Here is a 16,622-nt window from a genome sequence, read left to right as displayed (position 1 = left end):
GCGCCGGTCATGGCTAATTGGCCGATCACACTTTGCCTCATCGGTTTACTGTGGTGGTCGACGGCCGCGCAGTCGCAATCCGTGCCAGTGGGGTATCAGCAAATCGCGAGCGAATACGGCCTGCCTCCGGGTCTGCTCTACGCGGTGGCCTTGACCGAGAGCGGACAAAGCTCGCTCAGCGATGGACAGTTCCGCCCCTGGCCGTGGGCGCTCAATATTGATGGGGAAGGGCACTATTTCCCGTCGCGTCAGAGGGCATGGCTGGCGCTGGAGACGGTATTGACGGAAACCAAAACTTCGGTGGATATCGGGCTGATGCAAATCAGTTGGCGTTACCATCGTTCGGTCCTGGGCTCATCCTGGCAAGCACTGGATCCCTACCACAACCTGCGTGTGGCGGCCGCGATCCTGCGCGACTGCTTCGTCGAGCACAGCCACTGGATTCAAAGCGCCGGCTGCTATCACGCACCCAACGATCCTGCCCGGGCTGATCGATACGGTCAGCGGGTCAAGGCGCACTGGATGCGGTTGACCGATACACCACAGGAGGTTCGCTTTGAGAATCCGTAGACAACGATCGTTGCCAGTCCTCGTGCTCGGGCTGGTCATGAACTCCTCCGTATTGGCTGAGCTGGCGGTGATTTATGACAGTGGTGAGACACGACCCTTAGCGCCGTTACTCAGCCCACTTTTGTCAAAGAAGACTCAATCGACCGCCCCGGCTGAATCTAACGACCAGAATCCATCTTCAAAGTCCTTGCTCGGTCCGGCGACTCTCAGCAATTTATTGCCCATACGGTCACCCGGATTGGCCGTCGGCGATACCACCGATAGCCAACTGAATCCCGAGACCCTGGCGCGTTTGGCGCAAGGGAATCCACGCCCCTTCTTTCTCATCGGCTCGGATGCGTTGTCAGTGCAATGGTTGGTGACTCACCACGACACTCTCAAAGCCCTGGGTGCGGTGGGCATGCTGGTACAGGCCGATACCGAGGCGGATGTGCGACGGGTTGCCGAGGCGGCGCAGGGCTTATCCATCACCCTGGGCTCCGGGAGCGATCTGGCCGCCGCACTGGGTATCCATCATTACCCGGTATTGATTACCCGTGATGGCATCCGGCAATGAGCTCGCATCCGATGGAAGCGCTGTTGCGGCCCCCCGTCGAGTTGTGGTCCACCGCGACAGCGTTCGCGGCGGGTACGCTGGCCTGGCTCGCCCCCTGGGCCTTGATGATGCCACCGGGTATCGCAATGGCCACCAGCCTGACTTTTTTCGGCTTTGGCTTGTGGCGGGGCCGTCAAGCATGGCGCGTATTGCGCTATCAGCATCACATGAAGCGGCTGCCGGATTACCAAGTGCGGGCCAACCAGATCCCCGTCAGTCGCCATAAGCTGTTTTTGGGCAAAGGCTTTCGCTGGACCCAGCAACACACCCAGCGCCTGCGCGATACCCTGAAGCCCGAGGTTCAACGTTACGTTCAGCCGGGCCCGCTTTACCAGTGGGCGCGACAAAAGGAAGTGGCCTGGGAATCGATTCCTGTCCTGTCTTTGCTGGCCAAAGCCCTACGCAGTCGCAGCCGTTGGAACCCGTTGGCGCCACTACCGGCCGTCGGCGGCAAGCCCGCCCTGCACGCGGTTGAACCGCAAGAGCAGCCGGTGTGGATGGATCTGGGTGAACGGGTCGGGCACACGCTGGTGTTGGGCACCACGCGCGTCGGTAAGACACGCCTGGCGGAACTGCTGATTACCCAGGACATCCGCCGGGGTGATGTGGTCATTGTCTTTGACCCCAAAGGGGATGCCGATCTGTTGCGTCGCATCTACGCTGAGGCGAAGCGCGCCGGTCGGCTAGAGGATTTTTATCTGTTTCATCTCGGCTTTCCGGAACTGTCGGCACGTTACAACGCCATCGGTAACTTCTCCCGCATTACCGAGGTCGCGACCCGTATCGCCAATCAGTTGCCCAACGAGGGCAACTCCGCTGCCTTTAAGGAGTTCGCCTGGCGCTTCGTCAATATCATTGCGCGGGCGCTGGTGGCCCTGAAACGCCGGCCGGACTACCAGCAGATCCGTCGCTACATCAACGACATCGAGCCCTTGTTTGTGGAATACGCCGGCCACTGTGCTGGCGTTGCTGGCATCGAAGCCTGGGCGTCTCTGGTTGAAGCGCGCGCGGCGGATATCAAAGAGCGCAATTTACCCAATGCCCTGCGTGGCCGGTCGATGGAAGCCATCGCCTGCATGCGCTTGCTGCAGGAGAAGGCCATTTACGATCCCGTGCTGGACGGGCTGATTTCCGCGTTCAAATACGATAAGACCTATTTCGACAAGATCGTCAGCTCCGTCGGCCCGTTGATGGAAAAGCTGACCACCGGCACCATTGCCGGGCTGATCTCACCGGACTACCAGGATGAGCACGACGCCAGGCCGATCTTTGAATGGATGGATGTGGTGCGCCGCAAGGGCATCGTGTATGTGGGACTGGATGCACTCACCGATACTACCGTGGCCAGTGCGGTGGGCAATTCCATGTTTGCGGATCTGGTGTCCGTCGCGGGGCATATCTACAAGCACGGTGTCGCGGCTAAGGGTACTGATGCGCCAGACCCGGAAACCACAACACACAAAACCCCCACCATCTCTCTGCATGCGGATGAGTTCAACGAGCTGATCGGTGATGAATTCGTGCCACTGCTGAACAAGGCCGGCGGGGCAGGCTTTCAGGTCACGGCCTATACCCAGACCTGGTCGGACGTGGAAGCGCGAATCGGCAGTCGGGCGAAAGCGGGGCAGGTGGCCGGTAACTTCAATACCCTGCTGATGCTGCGGGTGAAAGAGCTGGATACCGCCGCCATGCTGACCGAACAGCTGCCGCGGGTTGAGGTCTTCACCCTGATGAGTGTCTCCGGCGTCGATGATTCGTCGGATCCCGGTTCCGGGGTCGACTTCAAATCCCGCAACGAAGACCGGATCAGTGTCTCGGAAGTACCGATGCTGACTGCCGCGGATATGGTCACGATGCCCAAGGGGCAGGCCTTCGCCCTGCTGGAAGGCGGCCAGCTGTGGAAAATCCGTATCCCGCTGCCGGGTGACCGCGAGGATACGGCCATGCCTGATGACTTTGAGGCGATAGCCGAGGCCATGCGCCGCAGCTATATCACCAACGATCACTGGTACCGGGTCACCGACCACTGGTGGCACGCCGTCTCCGAGGCCGCGATTCGACCCTCAGACGCCGGTGAGCAGGCTTGAGCACGGTGGAGCCTCGCGATCCCCGACGGCCGGTTGCACAGCCGGGTACTGTATCCCGGCTGCTGACGGGCATCGCCCAGTGCCTCAAATGGCTGTTTCTCTCCCTGTTGTTCTCCATTCTGGTGGAGTGGATCGGCATGGCGTTCTGGTGGGAAGAGCAAGGACTTGGCCACAGTCGACAGATGCTGGTGAACGAATTGCAGTTCCTCGGCACCGACTTTCATCGCAGCTGGTTAACCGCCCAGCCGATGGTGTTCGCCAGTAACCTCTCGGATCGCGTCTACCAGTTTGCCTTCGAGTGGACGGGGCTCGTGGATCTGATTCACTGGATCACACCGGTACCATCTGCGGAGGAAACCGGTCTCAGACCGGTGCTGCACCGGTTTTACCGGCCCGTCGTTGACTATGTGCTGGCGGGTATGCAAATCACCCAGGTCTTTGCGGTGCGACTCGCCATCCTGACGCTGGCCACGCCAGTATTTGGACTGTTCACCCTGGTGGCGCTGGTGGATGGACTGGTGCGGCGCGACCTGCGGCGCTGGGGCGGCGGCAGGGAAAGCTCTTTCGTGTACCACTACGCCAAGAGAGCCGCCATACCGCTGATCATCATGGCCTGGGTGTTTTACCTGGCGCTGCCGTTCAGTTTGCATCCGTCCTGGATCATCCTGCCATTCGCGCTGGCCTTTGCCTTCGCCGTCACCATCACCGCCAGTACCTTTAAAAAGTACCTTTAAGACAAAGTCATTGAACCAGTTGACTGTACCGTTACAGTCTGCTAGGCTGCATTTAAGCACTGTAAAGGTACAGTCTGAATGCTGCTTAGGAGGTAATCATGATCGCTCAAGCCGAACAACTGCTGCAACGTGGTTCCAGTGTCACCCGTTCACTGCTGCCGGCGATTTTCAATATCTTCAGCCAGTGGCGCCTCACTGGTGCCCAGCAGATGACGCTACTGGGCCTCAGCAATGAGAAGACCCTCTATAACTGGAAGAGCCAACCCGAGAAGGCCAAGCTGACGCGAGACCTGTTGGAACGGGCCAGCTACATTTTGGGGATCTACAAGTCCCTGCAAATCCTGTTGCCTGATCAGGTGCTGGCTGACCAGTGGCTGGCTACTCCCAACGACAACCCGCTGTTCAATGGCACGGCGCCGATGGATCGCTTGCTGGCCGGTCAGGTGGTCGACCTGGCGGTGGTCAGGGATTTTCTCGATGCGGAGCGGGGTGGCTGGTGATCGCTATCGATACGTTACCCACTAGCGAGGTCAATGAACCGGTCTATCGGATCATCCTGTCGCGCTACCCGCAGATCCACCTGTTCGAGCGCGTCTCCAACCCACAGGATTGGGAGGTGCTCTACGCTGTCGAGTCCCTGACGAATCCCAGGCTACGGGATGAAGTCGGTGATATTCGCCTGGTGCCGCCGGAAGACCGCGTCTATGGCGATGGTGCATCCTGGATCATGGCGGCCTTTACCCACCCACCGGTCGATGGGCGAGGTGGTCGCTTCAACCGGGATTTCGGCATCTATTACTGCGCTGCCGATGAAGCGGTCGCCATCGCCGAATCGTCCTACCACCGAGCGCGCTTCCTGCGTGAGTCCAGAATCGACAAGACCACCCAGGAAATGCGCGTGATTCGCGCACAGCTGGGTCCGACAACCCTTCACGATGTACGTCACCTGGCCGAAGACGCCATCTACGATCCCGAGAATTACGGCGAAGCCCAGCAGCTCGGTTACGCGTTACGTGATGCCAAAAGTTTCGGCGTTCACTACCACAGCGTGAGAGCAAAAGGGGAGTGTTACGGGGTGATGCGTGCCCGAGTGCTGTCCGATGCGATCCACTGGCGCTATCTGCGCTACCACTATGACCAAGGGACGATCGTTGACGTTGAATCCATCAATGGCAATAGTGGCGGCAGTGGCAGGAGGTGATGGCAATGTATAACGAGCTGCTGTGGATCTTCACCCAACTCCCGGACGATTACATCGTCCTCGATACCGAAACCACCGGACTCCCTGACGAAAACGGCCCGCCGGATATCGTGACACTCGGTATCACCGTGGTAAGAAATCGAAAGATAGCGGAATCCGTCGAGTTTAAAACGCGGCCACAAAAACACATTTCAGAAGAAGCACAAAGAATACACGGGATCACCAATGAACAGGCTGCAGGATTTGATGCCTTTGATTCCCAATGGAACCAGATTGCCGAATATCTGAAAGATCAGCTCATCGTGATTCACAACGCCAGTTTTGACTGGCCGATCCTGCTGGATCACGTCGCCCGATACGGTTTAACAATGCCGCCAGTTCAAGGTGTGTTTTGCAGTCAGAAAGCCGCCATTGCTTGGGCGCAGGCAACAGATTTGCCGTGTAGTCATAGAGGTCCATCGTTAGATGTGCTGACGAAAGTACTGGGCGTTGAAGATCTTAGAGCTAAGCGTAATGGGATTCATGGAGCGAAAATTGATAGCCGGCAGGCAGCTCGGGTGGTCGAGATGATGCGGCGATATGGGGATGCGGATTAGAGTGAAACGAGGAAAGTGTCAGGACTACTTTGGAAAACGCAATTATAACTTTGGGGAAATGATATGCTTGAAACGGATTACAGCTTAACAAAATTATGGCCAGAGTTTGCTCGGCTGTTTGCCGGTGACTTCACATCACCAGAAGGCTTGAGCGCGGCAATTGTCGCGATATTGTTTGCGTTGGCTTTACTATTTTCGGTGTGGTCGATAATCAATTATATTCGGGCAAGTCAACATCTGCGATTTTATAAGGGGTTACTGAAGGGACTTACGGTAGAACAGTTGCTGGATCGCCGCCGAGAGCTGGTGAATACGGCTTTAGAGAACCCAACTCACGGTCGTCTGTGGCGTGAGTTTGATGAATCGTTGGTACATATTCCCCAAAAACAGCGCTTGTGTAACACACTGGATGCTGCACACTTTTTTAATACTCACACCATTGCCAGAGGCCTTACTGAAAACCGTCTGTTGGCTGCGGTACCGGGCTTTTTGACGGCAATTGGCGTTATCGGCACCTTTTCCGGTTTGCAGCTGGGTTTAGGGCCGCTTGGTGGTCTGGACCCAACCAATGCCAAAGTAGACGACCTGACCCATGGCATCTTTGGCATGATAGGCGGCGCATCGATTGCCTTCATGACCTCGGTTTGGGGTGTATTAACCAGTGTTCTTTTCAATTTCTTTGAAAAGTCTCTGGAGCGAAATATTCGCGGCTCCATTACGTCCTTCCAAAACGAAGTAGATTATCTCTACCCTCGCATAACAGCAGAGCAGAGTCTTTCTAACATTGAAGATTTCACCCGCCAGAGCAATGATCGGTTAGCAGAATTGGATGAAAAAATCGGTCATAAAATGCAGGAGGCCATGCGCGAAGCCTCGGGCGTGATCAGCGAAAGTGTCGCGCAAAGTTTAAACACGATTCTTGGGCCAGCAATCGAACGCTTGGTGGATAATGCTCAATCGGGTTCAGAAAAGGCTTTAGAGTCACTGTTGGAGCGGTTTTTACAGGGTGTGGGTTCAGCGGGCGACTCTCAAAAGGCCATGATGGAACAGGCAGCAAAGGATATTGCGACCGCATCTGGAGGTATGGCTGAGGGGCTAAATCAGTTTTCTAGTAAGCTGGAAGGCCAGGTGAATAGCATGATGGAGAAGAACGCTGATGTACTAAATCAGGTTAATGGTGTGGTGAAGCAACAGCTTGAAACACAAAGTCAACAGGAAAAAGAGCGCCAGGAGCAATTAACAGCCAGCATGGGCGAGTTTATGGCTAACCTGAAAACGCAACTGGCGGCATTGGCGGAACAGAATGCGACCACGCTCAAAACTGTGCAAGGCGAATTATCGAGCCAGATTGAAGAGCAGCAAGGTAGAGAAATTGCTCGACAGAAAGTTCTTCATGATCAGTTAAAGGGCTTCCAATCTGCGCAGGAGCATGTTACCGGCGGAATTGATAGCATGCTTTCCATGCAAAAGGAGCAGAACGCCGAACTATTATCAGGGTTACGTTCTGTTATTGATCGTTTCGAACAGCTTTCGGTAAGCCATCAAAGTGCAACCTCTGCCATGCAGACCACCTCGTCTGAATTGAAAGCAGGTTCAAATCAGTTGGGTATTCTGTCTTCGAATCTCAAAGCCACCATTGATAGCTTTGGGCAGCAGCTATCGGCTGCACTGAATCATGCCGATGTGGTAACCAAGAGTAATGCTGAAACGGCTGCATTATTTAAAACGGTAGTGGAAGATTTGCGCAGTGCTGGGGAAGGAATCGTAAATGCTTCTGGTACATTGAATGAAGCGGCTTCGAAAGCGGAAAACGGATTAACGTCGGTAGATAGGCACTTCAACACATTGGCGGAATCACTTCAAACGCACTTGGCTGCGGTGCAGAAGCAAGTTGCAGACCTGCTTTCCGACTACGGCGAACGTGTGCAGTCGCAGACCGTCACTCGCCTGAATACTTGGAATGAGCAAACAAACAGTTATATTTCCTCAATGACGGATGCTGTACGTACACTCAGCAGCGTGGTAGATGAAATCGATGGCAAGGTGTCTCCACACCATGCAGGTAGCAACATATGAGAACGCTAAACGGCCGCTACAACAATCACCAGGTGGATGAGGAAAATCCTTATTGGATTTCTTTTTCAGACATCATGGCAGGCCTGTTAGTTATCTTTGTTCTGGCGGCTGTAGCGCTGATTCTGGAATTGACGCAAAAGAGTGAGCAGTGGGACGAGGCAATAAAGGAGATTGCTAAAGCAGAAGAAGTAAGGAAAGACTTGTTGCGAGAGATTGAGCAGGAGCTCAATGCTATGAATATTCCCGTAAAAATAAGCGATAACGATACGGTGTTGCGGATTCCAGAGGATGTACTGACTTTTGAGCAGGGTCGCTTCGATATTTCTGGCGATGAAAGGTCACAGCGTATTGCGCTGGATATTGGTAAAGTGCTTTTCGCGAGTATTACCAAAGAGGATCGATGGAAATATCTGGATACAATTTTTGTTGAAGGTCATACCGACCGTGTGCCTTATCGCAATCGCTCAATAAAGGGAAATTGGGGGCTGTCAACATTTCGGGCGATCTCCGTATGGAATTACTGGAATCAGGCGATGGATGACGGCGCTCGCCTTGATATGCTGAGTAACCATTTAGGCAAGAAGCTCTTTTCAGTCAGCGGTTATGCTGAAACGCGCCCAGTGCCCTGTTCCAACGCAAGTTCTGACGTGAGTGATGCCACGCTTTGTCCCTCAGGTGTTTTGGACGAAGAGGAGTCGCTACGTAAAAACCGGCGCATTGATATTCGCTTTACAGTAAGACGCCCCGCGCTTGAAGACTATCAGGCAATTAAGCAGGCTTTGGATTAGACATGAGGCTGCCGGATTTGCAAATCAACCTGCCAGAGTGGCAGGATGCAGATTTCCGCCTTATAAGAGAGGCAGAAAAGACAGTGGTATCCATTGCCCGTGGTGCAGGAAAGGGGTCGGGTAAATTCAAGGACTCATGCAGGATGTTACTCAATGCGTCAATGCACGGCAATACACAAACATTAAGTGCGAGCATTACAAGCTGTATTGATGTGCGGGCGTTTACATTTCTGCTGGCCTCATCTGATGATTTTGCACGTCGAATATCCTTGAATCGGGGTTTGTTAGATGTTCTTTTAGTTCCCCGTATGCCTATCAGCAAACTTTCATTAGTTCAGCTCATCAGGGCGTATTTTGTTCGGTACGATACGGTTGCAGAAAAGGAAGCTTTGAAACACTGGCAGGGGTTCATTCAAGGGCAGTTGAATCAATTGGGCTTAAATTCTGGCACAAGTGATTTATCTTCTTACGTAAAATATTCGTCCATTCTGTTCTCTTCTTCCGGGCCTGCTGATGTAGTGGCCTTCGCCAAAAAAAGGGATCTGGATTTTGATCGTGCATTAAATATATTAGGTCTTACAGGGTTTAGCGCCGGTCGTTTCTTAACGCTCTGTCGGTACCAGTATTACCTGGATACCTTGAAAACCATTCCTGCCGGATCCGAGCATCAAATCCTTTATGAAATCGTGAAGAAAGATGTCGTTAACGCACCTTTTGACGGAAATCGTTTACTTGGTCACGCTATATTGGAAGTGCTGATTGACCGCTCAGAAGGGCAATCCATAAGTCAGGCGTGGCAGGGATCGATTCTAACCATCGCGGGTGATCCACGTGTGCCAAAATCCAGCTCGAACTATCAACAATGGTGGACACTGCTTGGTGAAAAGCGCATTGCACTGATGCGTGGATGGCTCAGTCGTTTTGATTTAGCCCTGTTTTTAAGGGTGCTTGAGCAAAGCGCCAAGGATGGAAGTAATACAGACATGGAAAGGATGTTTGAGTCTAGGAAGAGGTTTATGGAGGGGTTGCTGGAGCAAGGAATTGTTATTCATTCCCGTCTTTTTTTGAGTAGATACGCTGAACATTATCTAAAGTCCCACTACAAAAAGGACGAGCTTCCCGAGTATGCGCTTGTGGCGTCGCAGCAGACCTCGATGATTTACTTAAATTTGTCCGGAAATGTTCACATGATTGAGGGAAGCCACAGCTTTAAGCTTAAGCTTTTAGATCGCCTCCCGACGGGCACTAACATCTTGGACTATGGGGTAAAGGTTGTTTCTGATAGCGATTTAAGAACTGGGATCTTAAACAGGTACTATCGGGAATTTAAGAACGTCGATGGATATAGAGATTTGACACATGACGTTCACCTAGGCTGGCAGAATAAGGCTATCCAATTCATTGTTGGTCACGGTATTGCCGTGAATCCCTGCGATTTGATTGGTAAAAATCGATACCGGGAATATAAATCTAAGTTCGGGGCTTAATAACATGGGAATCAGGGACTTCATCAACAGCTTAAAGTCAACCAAGAACGAAACGTTAATCACCTGGCGTGTTGATCCCAGAGAAGGCATCGACTTTATTATGGATCGCAAAGTGCTTTCCGAGCCCGAGCGATTCGCAATGCAGAATCCGCATTTCGGGATGCAGCTTGCCTACCTGAAAGGCATGGCTGAGCAATCTAAAGCAGTGAAAAATTCAAACGGCTTTACAATTATGTCGGCTGATGCAGTAGAGCTTGGGGATGATTTTATATCGCTCTTCGATTTTCCTGACCTCTACTCTGGTAAGTACCTTGGCAAGTTTGACGGCAATACAGGCAAGTCGTCTTTTAAGGCATCCATTGATTTGCTTATGAAAGATGGAAGCATTGTTCAGCGATATTCTGTATGCGGGCCATTTCTCAAGCTGGCTGAGAATGAAATGTACATGTTGACACCAGCAGATTGGCGGGCGCTAACGGCTCTAAGCAATCATCGAGCGCTAAGCCCCGAGGGCCGCGGAGAATATGAAAATAATTGGCTGGTTTTCCAGTTGCAGTTCGCTAAGCGCTCTGGCATGGCAATCGACTTGGCCCATTTCAACAATCTCGAAATTATTAGCCCTGATGCCATTGGCATCTCGATCGACGCTCTAACTAATGGAGATATAGTGCTGACCCCGTCATTCGGGTCAGGAATTGGCATTGATGATATTAAAGCGCGATTAGGCCAAATTTCAGATGGAGATGAGCATTGTATCTTACGTGTGAAAAACAAGTTCGTACTTCTTGATGAAAAGCGCCTCGAAGCAACAAAGGAAATATTGACCAACCAAAGAATTCCTAAGGAGCAGGTATCTTCCTTTTTGAAATCACCTACTGCTTATTTGAATGCGGCACTGGTTGATTTGGATACTGGATTTTCATTAAGAGTGCACGGAGCAGAAAGATTCAGCCATCGATATTTTGGCGATGTCGAAAAGTCTGGTGTAGATTGGTTCTCGAAAGCCTCTGATTTCGTTGAGCCTCCAGAGCAGCTGAGTGATATTGTTGACAGCGCGGAAAGGCTTGAGGAAGTTGAATTATTAATTAATGATGCTCTGAAAACTGGTGCTCAGTTAGTCGAGATAGAAGATAGGATCTTCGATATTTCTGACGAAAATAAAGTGCAAAGTTCCCTGTCTGCCATTAGATCAGGAATAGAAGATGGGAGTATACATCGCACGCCTGAAGAACCTGGATTTTCTGAAGGCGAAGAAAATGCGACGCCTGAAAGAGCTGTTGTTGCGATAGACAGTAATGACGATAGCATTGAGTTCAGTAAAGATGCCCGTGCAACAGGCTTGGATTTAGCGCAGCAGACATTCGAAAGGGGCAATCTGAAACGCCTACCTTATCCTCACCAAGAGGAGGGCATCTGTTGGATGCTGGCTCATCTTGATCACATTTTACAAGCTACTGAAGTCGGTGGAGCTCTGCTTGCAGATGATATGGGGCTTGGCAAAACCTACATGACGTTGGTTGCCATTGCTGAGTGGTACTTGCGTTGTAAGAAGCGGAATATGTCGCAGAAGCCTACATTGATTGTGGCCCCACTAAGTTTAATCGAGAACTGGCAAGCCGAAGTGGATGCAACATTTAATAAATCACCTTTTACCGATATGGTTGTTCTACAGTCTGGAGCTGAACTGTCTCGATACAGAATAAAGGGAGCGGGCCGTGAAACGTTACAAGAGTTTCCAGAGTCATACGTGATTCAAGATCAAGATAAAATTCGTTACGCACTTAAAGTGGGTGGGGTTTACGGATCTGAGAGATTGGATCTTCCCAGTCGATTGGTTTTGACCACCTATCAAACCCTTAGGGATTATCAGTTTTCTTTAAGTCGGATAGATTGGAGTGTTGTTGCGTTTGATGAGGCTCAGAATCTTAAAAATCCAAATGCATTAGCTACGCGGGCAGCCAAGGGCTTGAAGGCAGATTTCAAGCTTTTAGCAACAGGCACTCCCGTTGAGAATTCGCTCAAAGATTTTTGGTGTCTTTTTGATACTGCAGTGCCGGGTTTGCTAGGCGCTTGGCAGGACTTTAGGCGGGATTTTATCGCACCAATTTTAGCTGCATCTCCTGAATCGTTGGGGCAAGTTCGACTCGACGTTGGCAGACAGCTTCGCTCTCGCGTTGGTGATTATATGTTGCGGCGAACTAAAGCAGAAAAGTTGGAAGGTTTACCAGAGAAACGGATATTCTCAGGAGATAAAGACTCTGAGGGAGGTGGTTTTTTACCCATACTCTCAGGAGTTATGAGTGGCTCCCAATTAGCGTATTACGACGAAATTATTGCTAAGGTTAAATGCAGCAAGCCAGAAGACAAGAGAAGCATAATTCTTCCCAGTTTACGACGTCTAAAAGTTGCCAGTATTCATCACGATATAGACGCTCGGTCGACAATACCCAGTGCACAGAATGAGCTTTTGAAGCAGGCGCAGTTGTCTGCAAAAATTCAATCTTTGGTAGCAGTTCTTAAAGAAATTGAAAAAAGAAGCGAAAAGGTGCTTGTTTTTGTAGAAACCAAGGCTGTGCAGGCCTACGTTTGCGCACTAGTTACAACGATCTTTAGAATCCCTGTTGAGATTATCAATGGTGAGACCAAGGCGGTAGCGACCAAACAGGATTCGATGACCCGAAAGGCTATTATCGACCGCTTTCAGTCGGAGCAAGGTTTTGGCGTGATTGTCATGTCTCCTGTGGCGGCAGGTGTAGGCTTGACTGTGGTGGGGGCAAATAATGTTATTCATTTAGAGCGCCACTGGAATCCGGCTAAAGAAGCCCAGGCGACTGACAGGGTGTATCGGATCGGGCAAGAGCGGGAGGTTAATGTGTATATTCCAATGGCGCTTCATCCAAGTGTTCGATCTTTCGATCAGCAACTAAACGGGCTTCTCGCTAATAAGGTCGATCTTAGTGATGCGGTCGTCGCTAATCAAAGTATTGAAGCAAATGATTTGGCTGGGTGCTTTTGACAGCCCAAAAGGTTCTCAAATCGGCAGTTTAAGAAATAAAAGCCCGGAAAATCATAGTGGTTTGATTTTTTCGGTTTTTTTACTTTATGGGTGAGTAGGTTTTGCCCTGTTTTTGCCAACACTTGCCCTATCACAGCGCTATGCGCCATGCCTGGCGTACACGAAAAAAGCCCCAGTTGCAGGGGCAAAAGCTCATGTAGGAAGGTCTGAAAGGGAGCCTTACGGCTAGGCCTGCATAGCACTGAACATTTAAGAGCTTGCCACATATAGTGGCGGCATGATTAAACAAAACCAGATAACATACACAATCGCAAATACTATCCCCCAAAAGAACTAAATTCCCTTTCTTGGGTATGAGAAAATTCGGCATTCGAGTAAATGTTCGTCATTATGAACAGGTTAATTGTTCAAATAGTTTTTCCAGGGAATCTTAAAACCACACCACCCACCGAATAGATTTTCCATCGTTCTTCCCAACTAAAGCTCGCACTATGCCCCGTACCAAAACACGGGAGCAACAGTGCCATGAAACGCCAATTCTGGCCTTCGACTTTTCTGATTCTAGGCTTGTGCGTCGCGCCGACGGCGTTTGCCGATGCAGACGCCGAGCGCGAGGCGCTGGCGAAAATCATTCATGAGCTCAATGCTCTTGAACTGTTGATCAAGCGCGCTGAGGCCAACGCCGAGCAGGATTCCCGTATCCGATTTCGTTATGACTGGTTGCGTCAGGACCTGAAGAACATCAAGGACGGCATCCAGTCACACATCGACTCTCCCCGTGCTCAGCCTCGCTCATTTCCGCCATTGCGCGGCGATTACCGTCGATAGGTTTTGTCATGAACGCCGCACAACAAACAGCTTTTCAAGCCGGTTCCGGTATTACCCCAGCCACCATGCTGACGGCCATCGCGTCGATGGTGTTGGTGTTGGCGTTTGTCTGGGTGATTTGGGTGGCTTTAGGCACTTTTAGGGCATGGCAGGAAGGGCAGGCCACGCTCTTTGATCTGACCTGGAGCACTCTGCGGGCAAGCCTTGTTTTGATGGTTCTGGGCTTCTATTTGCGGTGAGTCGATCGAGTTGAGACCGAGAAAGTCCGGTAAGGGCAAACGGCGATGCAGCGCAGTGGGATGCGGGGGTAGTTCCCCTTTTTATCAGCATTACAGAAGAGGACATTTGTTATGGACACATCAAATACAAAAAACGATTTCAACAAGCAATCTGTTGCCATCCGCAAGTCGCTATCGGCAGCGGTCGCGGTGCTACTACCAATGCCGCTCTGGGCGGCGTTGCCGACGCCGGTTGCGCCGAGTACGGCGCCGCCGGCGGGTGACTGGATCGGCTTGATTCAGGGCTACATCAAGGATGGCGGCTTGGTACTCGGATTGGCCATTGCAGTGCTGGGTTTTCTCTGGATCGCCTACCTGGGCTTCGCAAAATTCAATGAAGCTCGCCAGGGCAAGGCAGAGTGGGCTGAAGTCGGTGTGCTGGGGATTGTCGGCGCGATCGTGCTGATCTTCGCCAGCTATCTGCTCACAGAAGCGGCAGGGGTGATTTAACAGCCAGCGTCAATATCAACTTGCCGTAGGAGACGCGAATGTCCAACGACCATGAAATTCTGGCGGATCGGCTCAATGCCGAGCCCGCCATCTTTAAAGGTTGCTCTTCTTCAGAGCTGGGCATGATTGTGGGGTTGGCCATTGTGATATGGCTGCCCCTCAGTCTGTTACTGGCCTGGTTGCTGGGTGCCATCACCATGGGTTTTGGTATCGCCGGTGTCGGTGTGGTGGCCACTGTGGTCACTCTGGCGACGCTGTTTCAGCGTATCAAACGCGGCCGGCCTGAAGGCTATTACCAACAATGGCTGCGTATCCGGCTGCAGACGATGGGGCTGTATCGCACGCCCTGGGTGCTACGCAGCGGGTCCTGGGATATAGGGAGAACGCACTATGCGCCGCTACCGACTCGAAATCGATAACGTGCGGTCCCATTTGCGCTCCCTGTGGATCGTGATTGGCTTGCAAGGACTGATCATTCTCGCGCTCTGGATTGGCTGGAGCCAGGCACCCAAGCAGCTGCGGGTTTATGTGCCTCCCGATCTGCGGTCGGGCGCTGTTCTGGCGGCCGAAGAAGTGCCTCCGGCCAATGTATATGCCTTTGCGTTCTATATCTTTCAGCAGCTCAATCGCTGGCCCGAGAATGGCGCAACGGATTACGGCAGCGCAATTTTCCGGATCTCGCCCTACCTGACACCGCGCTACCGCAAAGACCTGATTGCCGATATGGAACTCAAAGCCCGGCGCGGCGAGTTGGCCTACCGGGTGCGCGGTGTCCATGAAGTGCCAGGGCACGGCTACGAGGAGCGCCGCGTCGATGTGTTGTCGCCCGATGTCTGGATTGTCTGGCTTGATCTCGATCTGCTGGAGTCCGTGAAAGGCATGACCGTCAAGCAAACCACGATTCGCTACCCGATTCGCGTGGTGCGCCAGGCCATCGATCCGGAAGCCAATCCCTGGGGCCTGGCACTCGATGGCTATGCCAGTGAAGGCCCGCGTCGATTAACCGATGCCGAGCTGGCTGAATCCAGCGTGACTGGCGCCATTACCAATAAGGAATCCTCCCAATGAATTCTCGTGATTTCTTTGTGTCATTGAGTTTGATCGCTTTGATCGGTCTCTGTTTCCCGCTGCTGTCCTTCGCACAAGTCGATGATGCAGCGCCGAACATTCCGGAACGCGTTGTCTGGAACAAAGCGCCCATCGCAATTCCATTGGTCGTTGGTGAAGAGCGTCTAGTGCATTTTCCAGATTCGGTGAGCATCGGCCTGCCGCAGTCACTGACACCGTTGCTGCGCAGCCAAAGCATCAACGGCACCCTATACCTGTTGGCAAGGCAAGCCTTTGAGCCCACCCGTGTCATGGTGCGCTCGGAAATCGACGGCCCAATCTACGTCCTCGATATCTCAGCGGCACCAGGCGGATCAGACAGTCGATCATTGTCGGATGTGCAGGTACTGCTCCAAGCATCACAAAAGCCACCGCAGGATTTGTCGGAAGACGCCGGTGCCGATCGGTCGACATCGGACAACCGATCACAGTCTGTGGGTTATGCCGCTTTAACCCGTTATGCCGCGCAACAACTCTATGCGCCAACACGGCTGATCCCCCGGCAGCCGGGCGTGGTAGCCATACCCGTGAACCCCGAACCGGTCGATCTGGTATTGGGCGGCAAGATCGAAGCCGTGCCGATTGCTGCCTGGAAGGCGGGTTTGCGGTACGTCACTGCCGTCAAGCTGATCAATCGTACCCAAAGCCCCGTCGTGCTGGATCCACGCGAACTGCGCGGGTCATGGCTGGCGGCGACCTTTCAGCACAATCGCCTGTTACCCGCTGGCAGTGAGGCCGATACCACAGCCGTCTATCTGGTGTCGGATCGGCGCTTTGATGCGGCCTTTTGATGTGGCGCTTTGAGAGAG

17 protein-coding genes are annotated in these 16,622 nt (G+C 52.4%); all 17 read left to right on the top strand.

What is annotated here, in order from left to right; all coding sequences use genetic code 11:
• Nucleotides 1-9: 9 nt before the first annotated feature.
• Nucleotides 10-570 carry a lytic transglycosylase domain-containing protein gene (locus G533_RS0104570; protein ID WP_027948948.1) on the top strand — a complete coding sequence of 187 codons (561 nt, stop codon included), beginning with the start codon at nucleotides 10-12 and terminating at the stop codon, nucleotides 568-570.
• Between the two features lie 37 nt (nucleotides 571-607).
• Nucleotides 608-1,126, top strand: coding sequence for an integrating conjugative element protein (locus G533_RS0104565; RefSeq protein WP_051230006.1), 519 nt, complete (start codon nucleotides 608-610; stop codon nucleotides 1,124-1,126).
• Complete coding sequence (traD, locus tag G533_RS0104560; protein WP_205622546.1) at nucleotides 1,123-3,252, top strand: type IV conjugative transfer system coupling protein TraD; 2,130 nt, start codon at nucleotides 1,123-1,125, stop codon at nucleotides 3,250-3,252. Before G533_RS0104565 ends, traD begins: the two co-directional genes overlap by 4 nt.
• A 5-nt stretch (nucleotides 3,253-3,257) precedes the next feature.
• Nucleotides 3,258-3,986, top strand: coding sequence for a TIGR03747 family integrating conjugative element membrane protein (locus tag G533_RS0104555; protein WP_144079800.1), 729 nt, complete (start codon nucleotides 3,258-3,260; stop codon nucleotides 3,984-3,986).
• Nucleotides 3,987-4,084: 98 nt separating this feature from the next.
• Nucleotides 4,085-4,486: an MbcA/ParS/Xre antitoxin family protein gene (locus G533_RS0104550; protein ID WP_027948944.1), complete on the top strand. Its 402-nt coding sequence runs from the start codon at nucleotides 4,085-4,087 to the stop codon at nucleotides 4,484-4,486.
• Nucleotides 4,483-5,187 carry an RES family NAD+ phosphorylase gene (locus G533_RS0104545; RefSeq protein WP_027948943.1) on the top strand — a complete coding sequence of 235 codons (705 nt, stop codon included), beginning with the start codon at nucleotides 4,483-4,485 and terminating at the stop codon, nucleotides 5,185-5,187. Before G533_RS0104550 ends, G533_RS0104545 begins: the two co-directional genes overlap by 4 nt.
• Before the next feature lie 5 nt (nucleotides 5,188-5,192).
• Nucleotides 5,193-5,783 (top strand): 3'-5' exonuclease, encoded by a 591-nt coding sequence (locus G533_RS0104540; RefSeq protein WP_027948942.1) that lies wholly within the window; start codon nucleotides 5,193-5,195, stop codon nucleotides 5,781-5,783.
• Nucleotides 5,784-5,846: 63 nt separating this feature from the next.
• Nucleotides 5,847-7,859, top strand: a complete 2,013-nt coding sequence (gene zorA / locus G533_RS0104535) for an anti-phage ZorAB system protein ZorA (protein ID WP_027948941.1) — start codon at nucleotides 5,847-5,849, stop codon at nucleotides 7,857-7,859.
• Entirely contained in the window at nucleotides 7,856-8,647 is a 792-nt protein-coding gene (locus G533_RS0104530) for an OmpA/MotB family protein (RefSeq protein WP_027948940.1), read from the top strand. The genes zorA and G533_RS0104530 overlap by 4 nt, the downstream gene beginning before the upstream one ends.
• 2 nt (nucleotides 8,648-8,649) lie before the next feature.
• Nucleotides 8,650-10,134 (top strand): EH signature domain-containing protein, encoded by a 1,485-nt coding sequence (locus tag G533_RS0104525; protein ID WP_027948939.1) that lies wholly within the window; start codon nucleotides 8,650-8,652, stop codon nucleotides 10,132-10,134.
• Nucleotides 10,135-10,138: 4 nt separating this feature from the next.
• Nucleotides 10,139-13,150 (top strand): DEAD/DEAH box helicase, encoded by a 3,012-nt coding sequence (locus tag G533_RS0104520; protein WP_027948938.1) that lies wholly within the window; start codon nucleotides 10,139-10,141, stop codon nucleotides 13,148-13,150.
• 525 nt (nucleotides 13,151-13,675) lie between these two features.
• Entirely contained in the window at nucleotides 13,676-13,978 is a 303-nt protein-coding gene (locus G533_RS0104515) for an integrative conjugative element protein, RAQPRD family (protein ID WP_035526468.1), read from the top strand.
• Between the two features lie 8 nt (nucleotides 13,979-13,986).
• Nucleotides 13,987-14,217 (top strand): TIGR03758 family integrating conjugative element protein, encoded by a 231-nt coding sequence (locus G533_RS0104510; RefSeq protein WP_027948936.1) that lies wholly within the window; start codon nucleotides 13,987-13,989, stop codon nucleotides 14,215-14,217.
• Nucleotides 14,218-14,328: 111 nt separating this feature from the next.
• Entirely contained in the window at nucleotides 14,329-14,706 is a 378-nt protein-coding gene (locus tag G533_RS0104505; RefSeq protein WP_027948935.1) for a TIGR03745 family integrating conjugative element membrane protein, read from the top strand.
• Nucleotides 14,707-14,744: 38 nt separating this feature from the next.
• Nucleotides 14,745-15,125: a TIGR03750 family conjugal transfer protein gene (locus tag G533_RS0104500; protein ID WP_014704110.1), complete on the top strand. Its 381-nt coding sequence runs from the start codon at nucleotides 14,745-14,747 to the stop codon at nucleotides 15,123-15,125.
• On the top strand, nucleotides 15,097-15,774 hold the full coding sequence (locus tag G533_RS0104495) for a PFL_4703 family integrating conjugative element protein (protein ID WP_027948934.1): 678 nt from the start codon (nucleotides 15,097-15,099) through the stop codon (nucleotides 15,772-15,774). The genes G533_RS0104500 and G533_RS0104495 overlap by 29 nt, the downstream gene beginning before the upstream one ends.
• Complete coding sequence (locus G533_RS0104490) at nucleotides 15,771-16,604, top strand: TIGR03749 family integrating conjugative element protein (RefSeq protein ID WP_035526461.1); 834 nt, start codon at nucleotides 15,771-15,773, stop codon at nucleotides 16,602-16,604. Before G533_RS0104495 ends, G533_RS0104490 begins: the two co-directional genes overlap by 4 nt.
• Nucleotides 16,605-16,622: the final 18 nt, after the last annotated feature.

The sequence above is a fragment of the Haliea salexigens DSM 19537 genome (assembly GCF_000423125.1).
Taxonomy (GTDB): domain Bacteria; phylum Pseudomonadota; class Gammaproteobacteria; order Pseudomonadales; family Halieaceae; genus Haliea; species Haliea salexigens.
The sequence above is the reverse complement of the archived record's forward strand: the minus strand, read 5'-3'. Positions and strand labels throughout refer to the sequence as shown.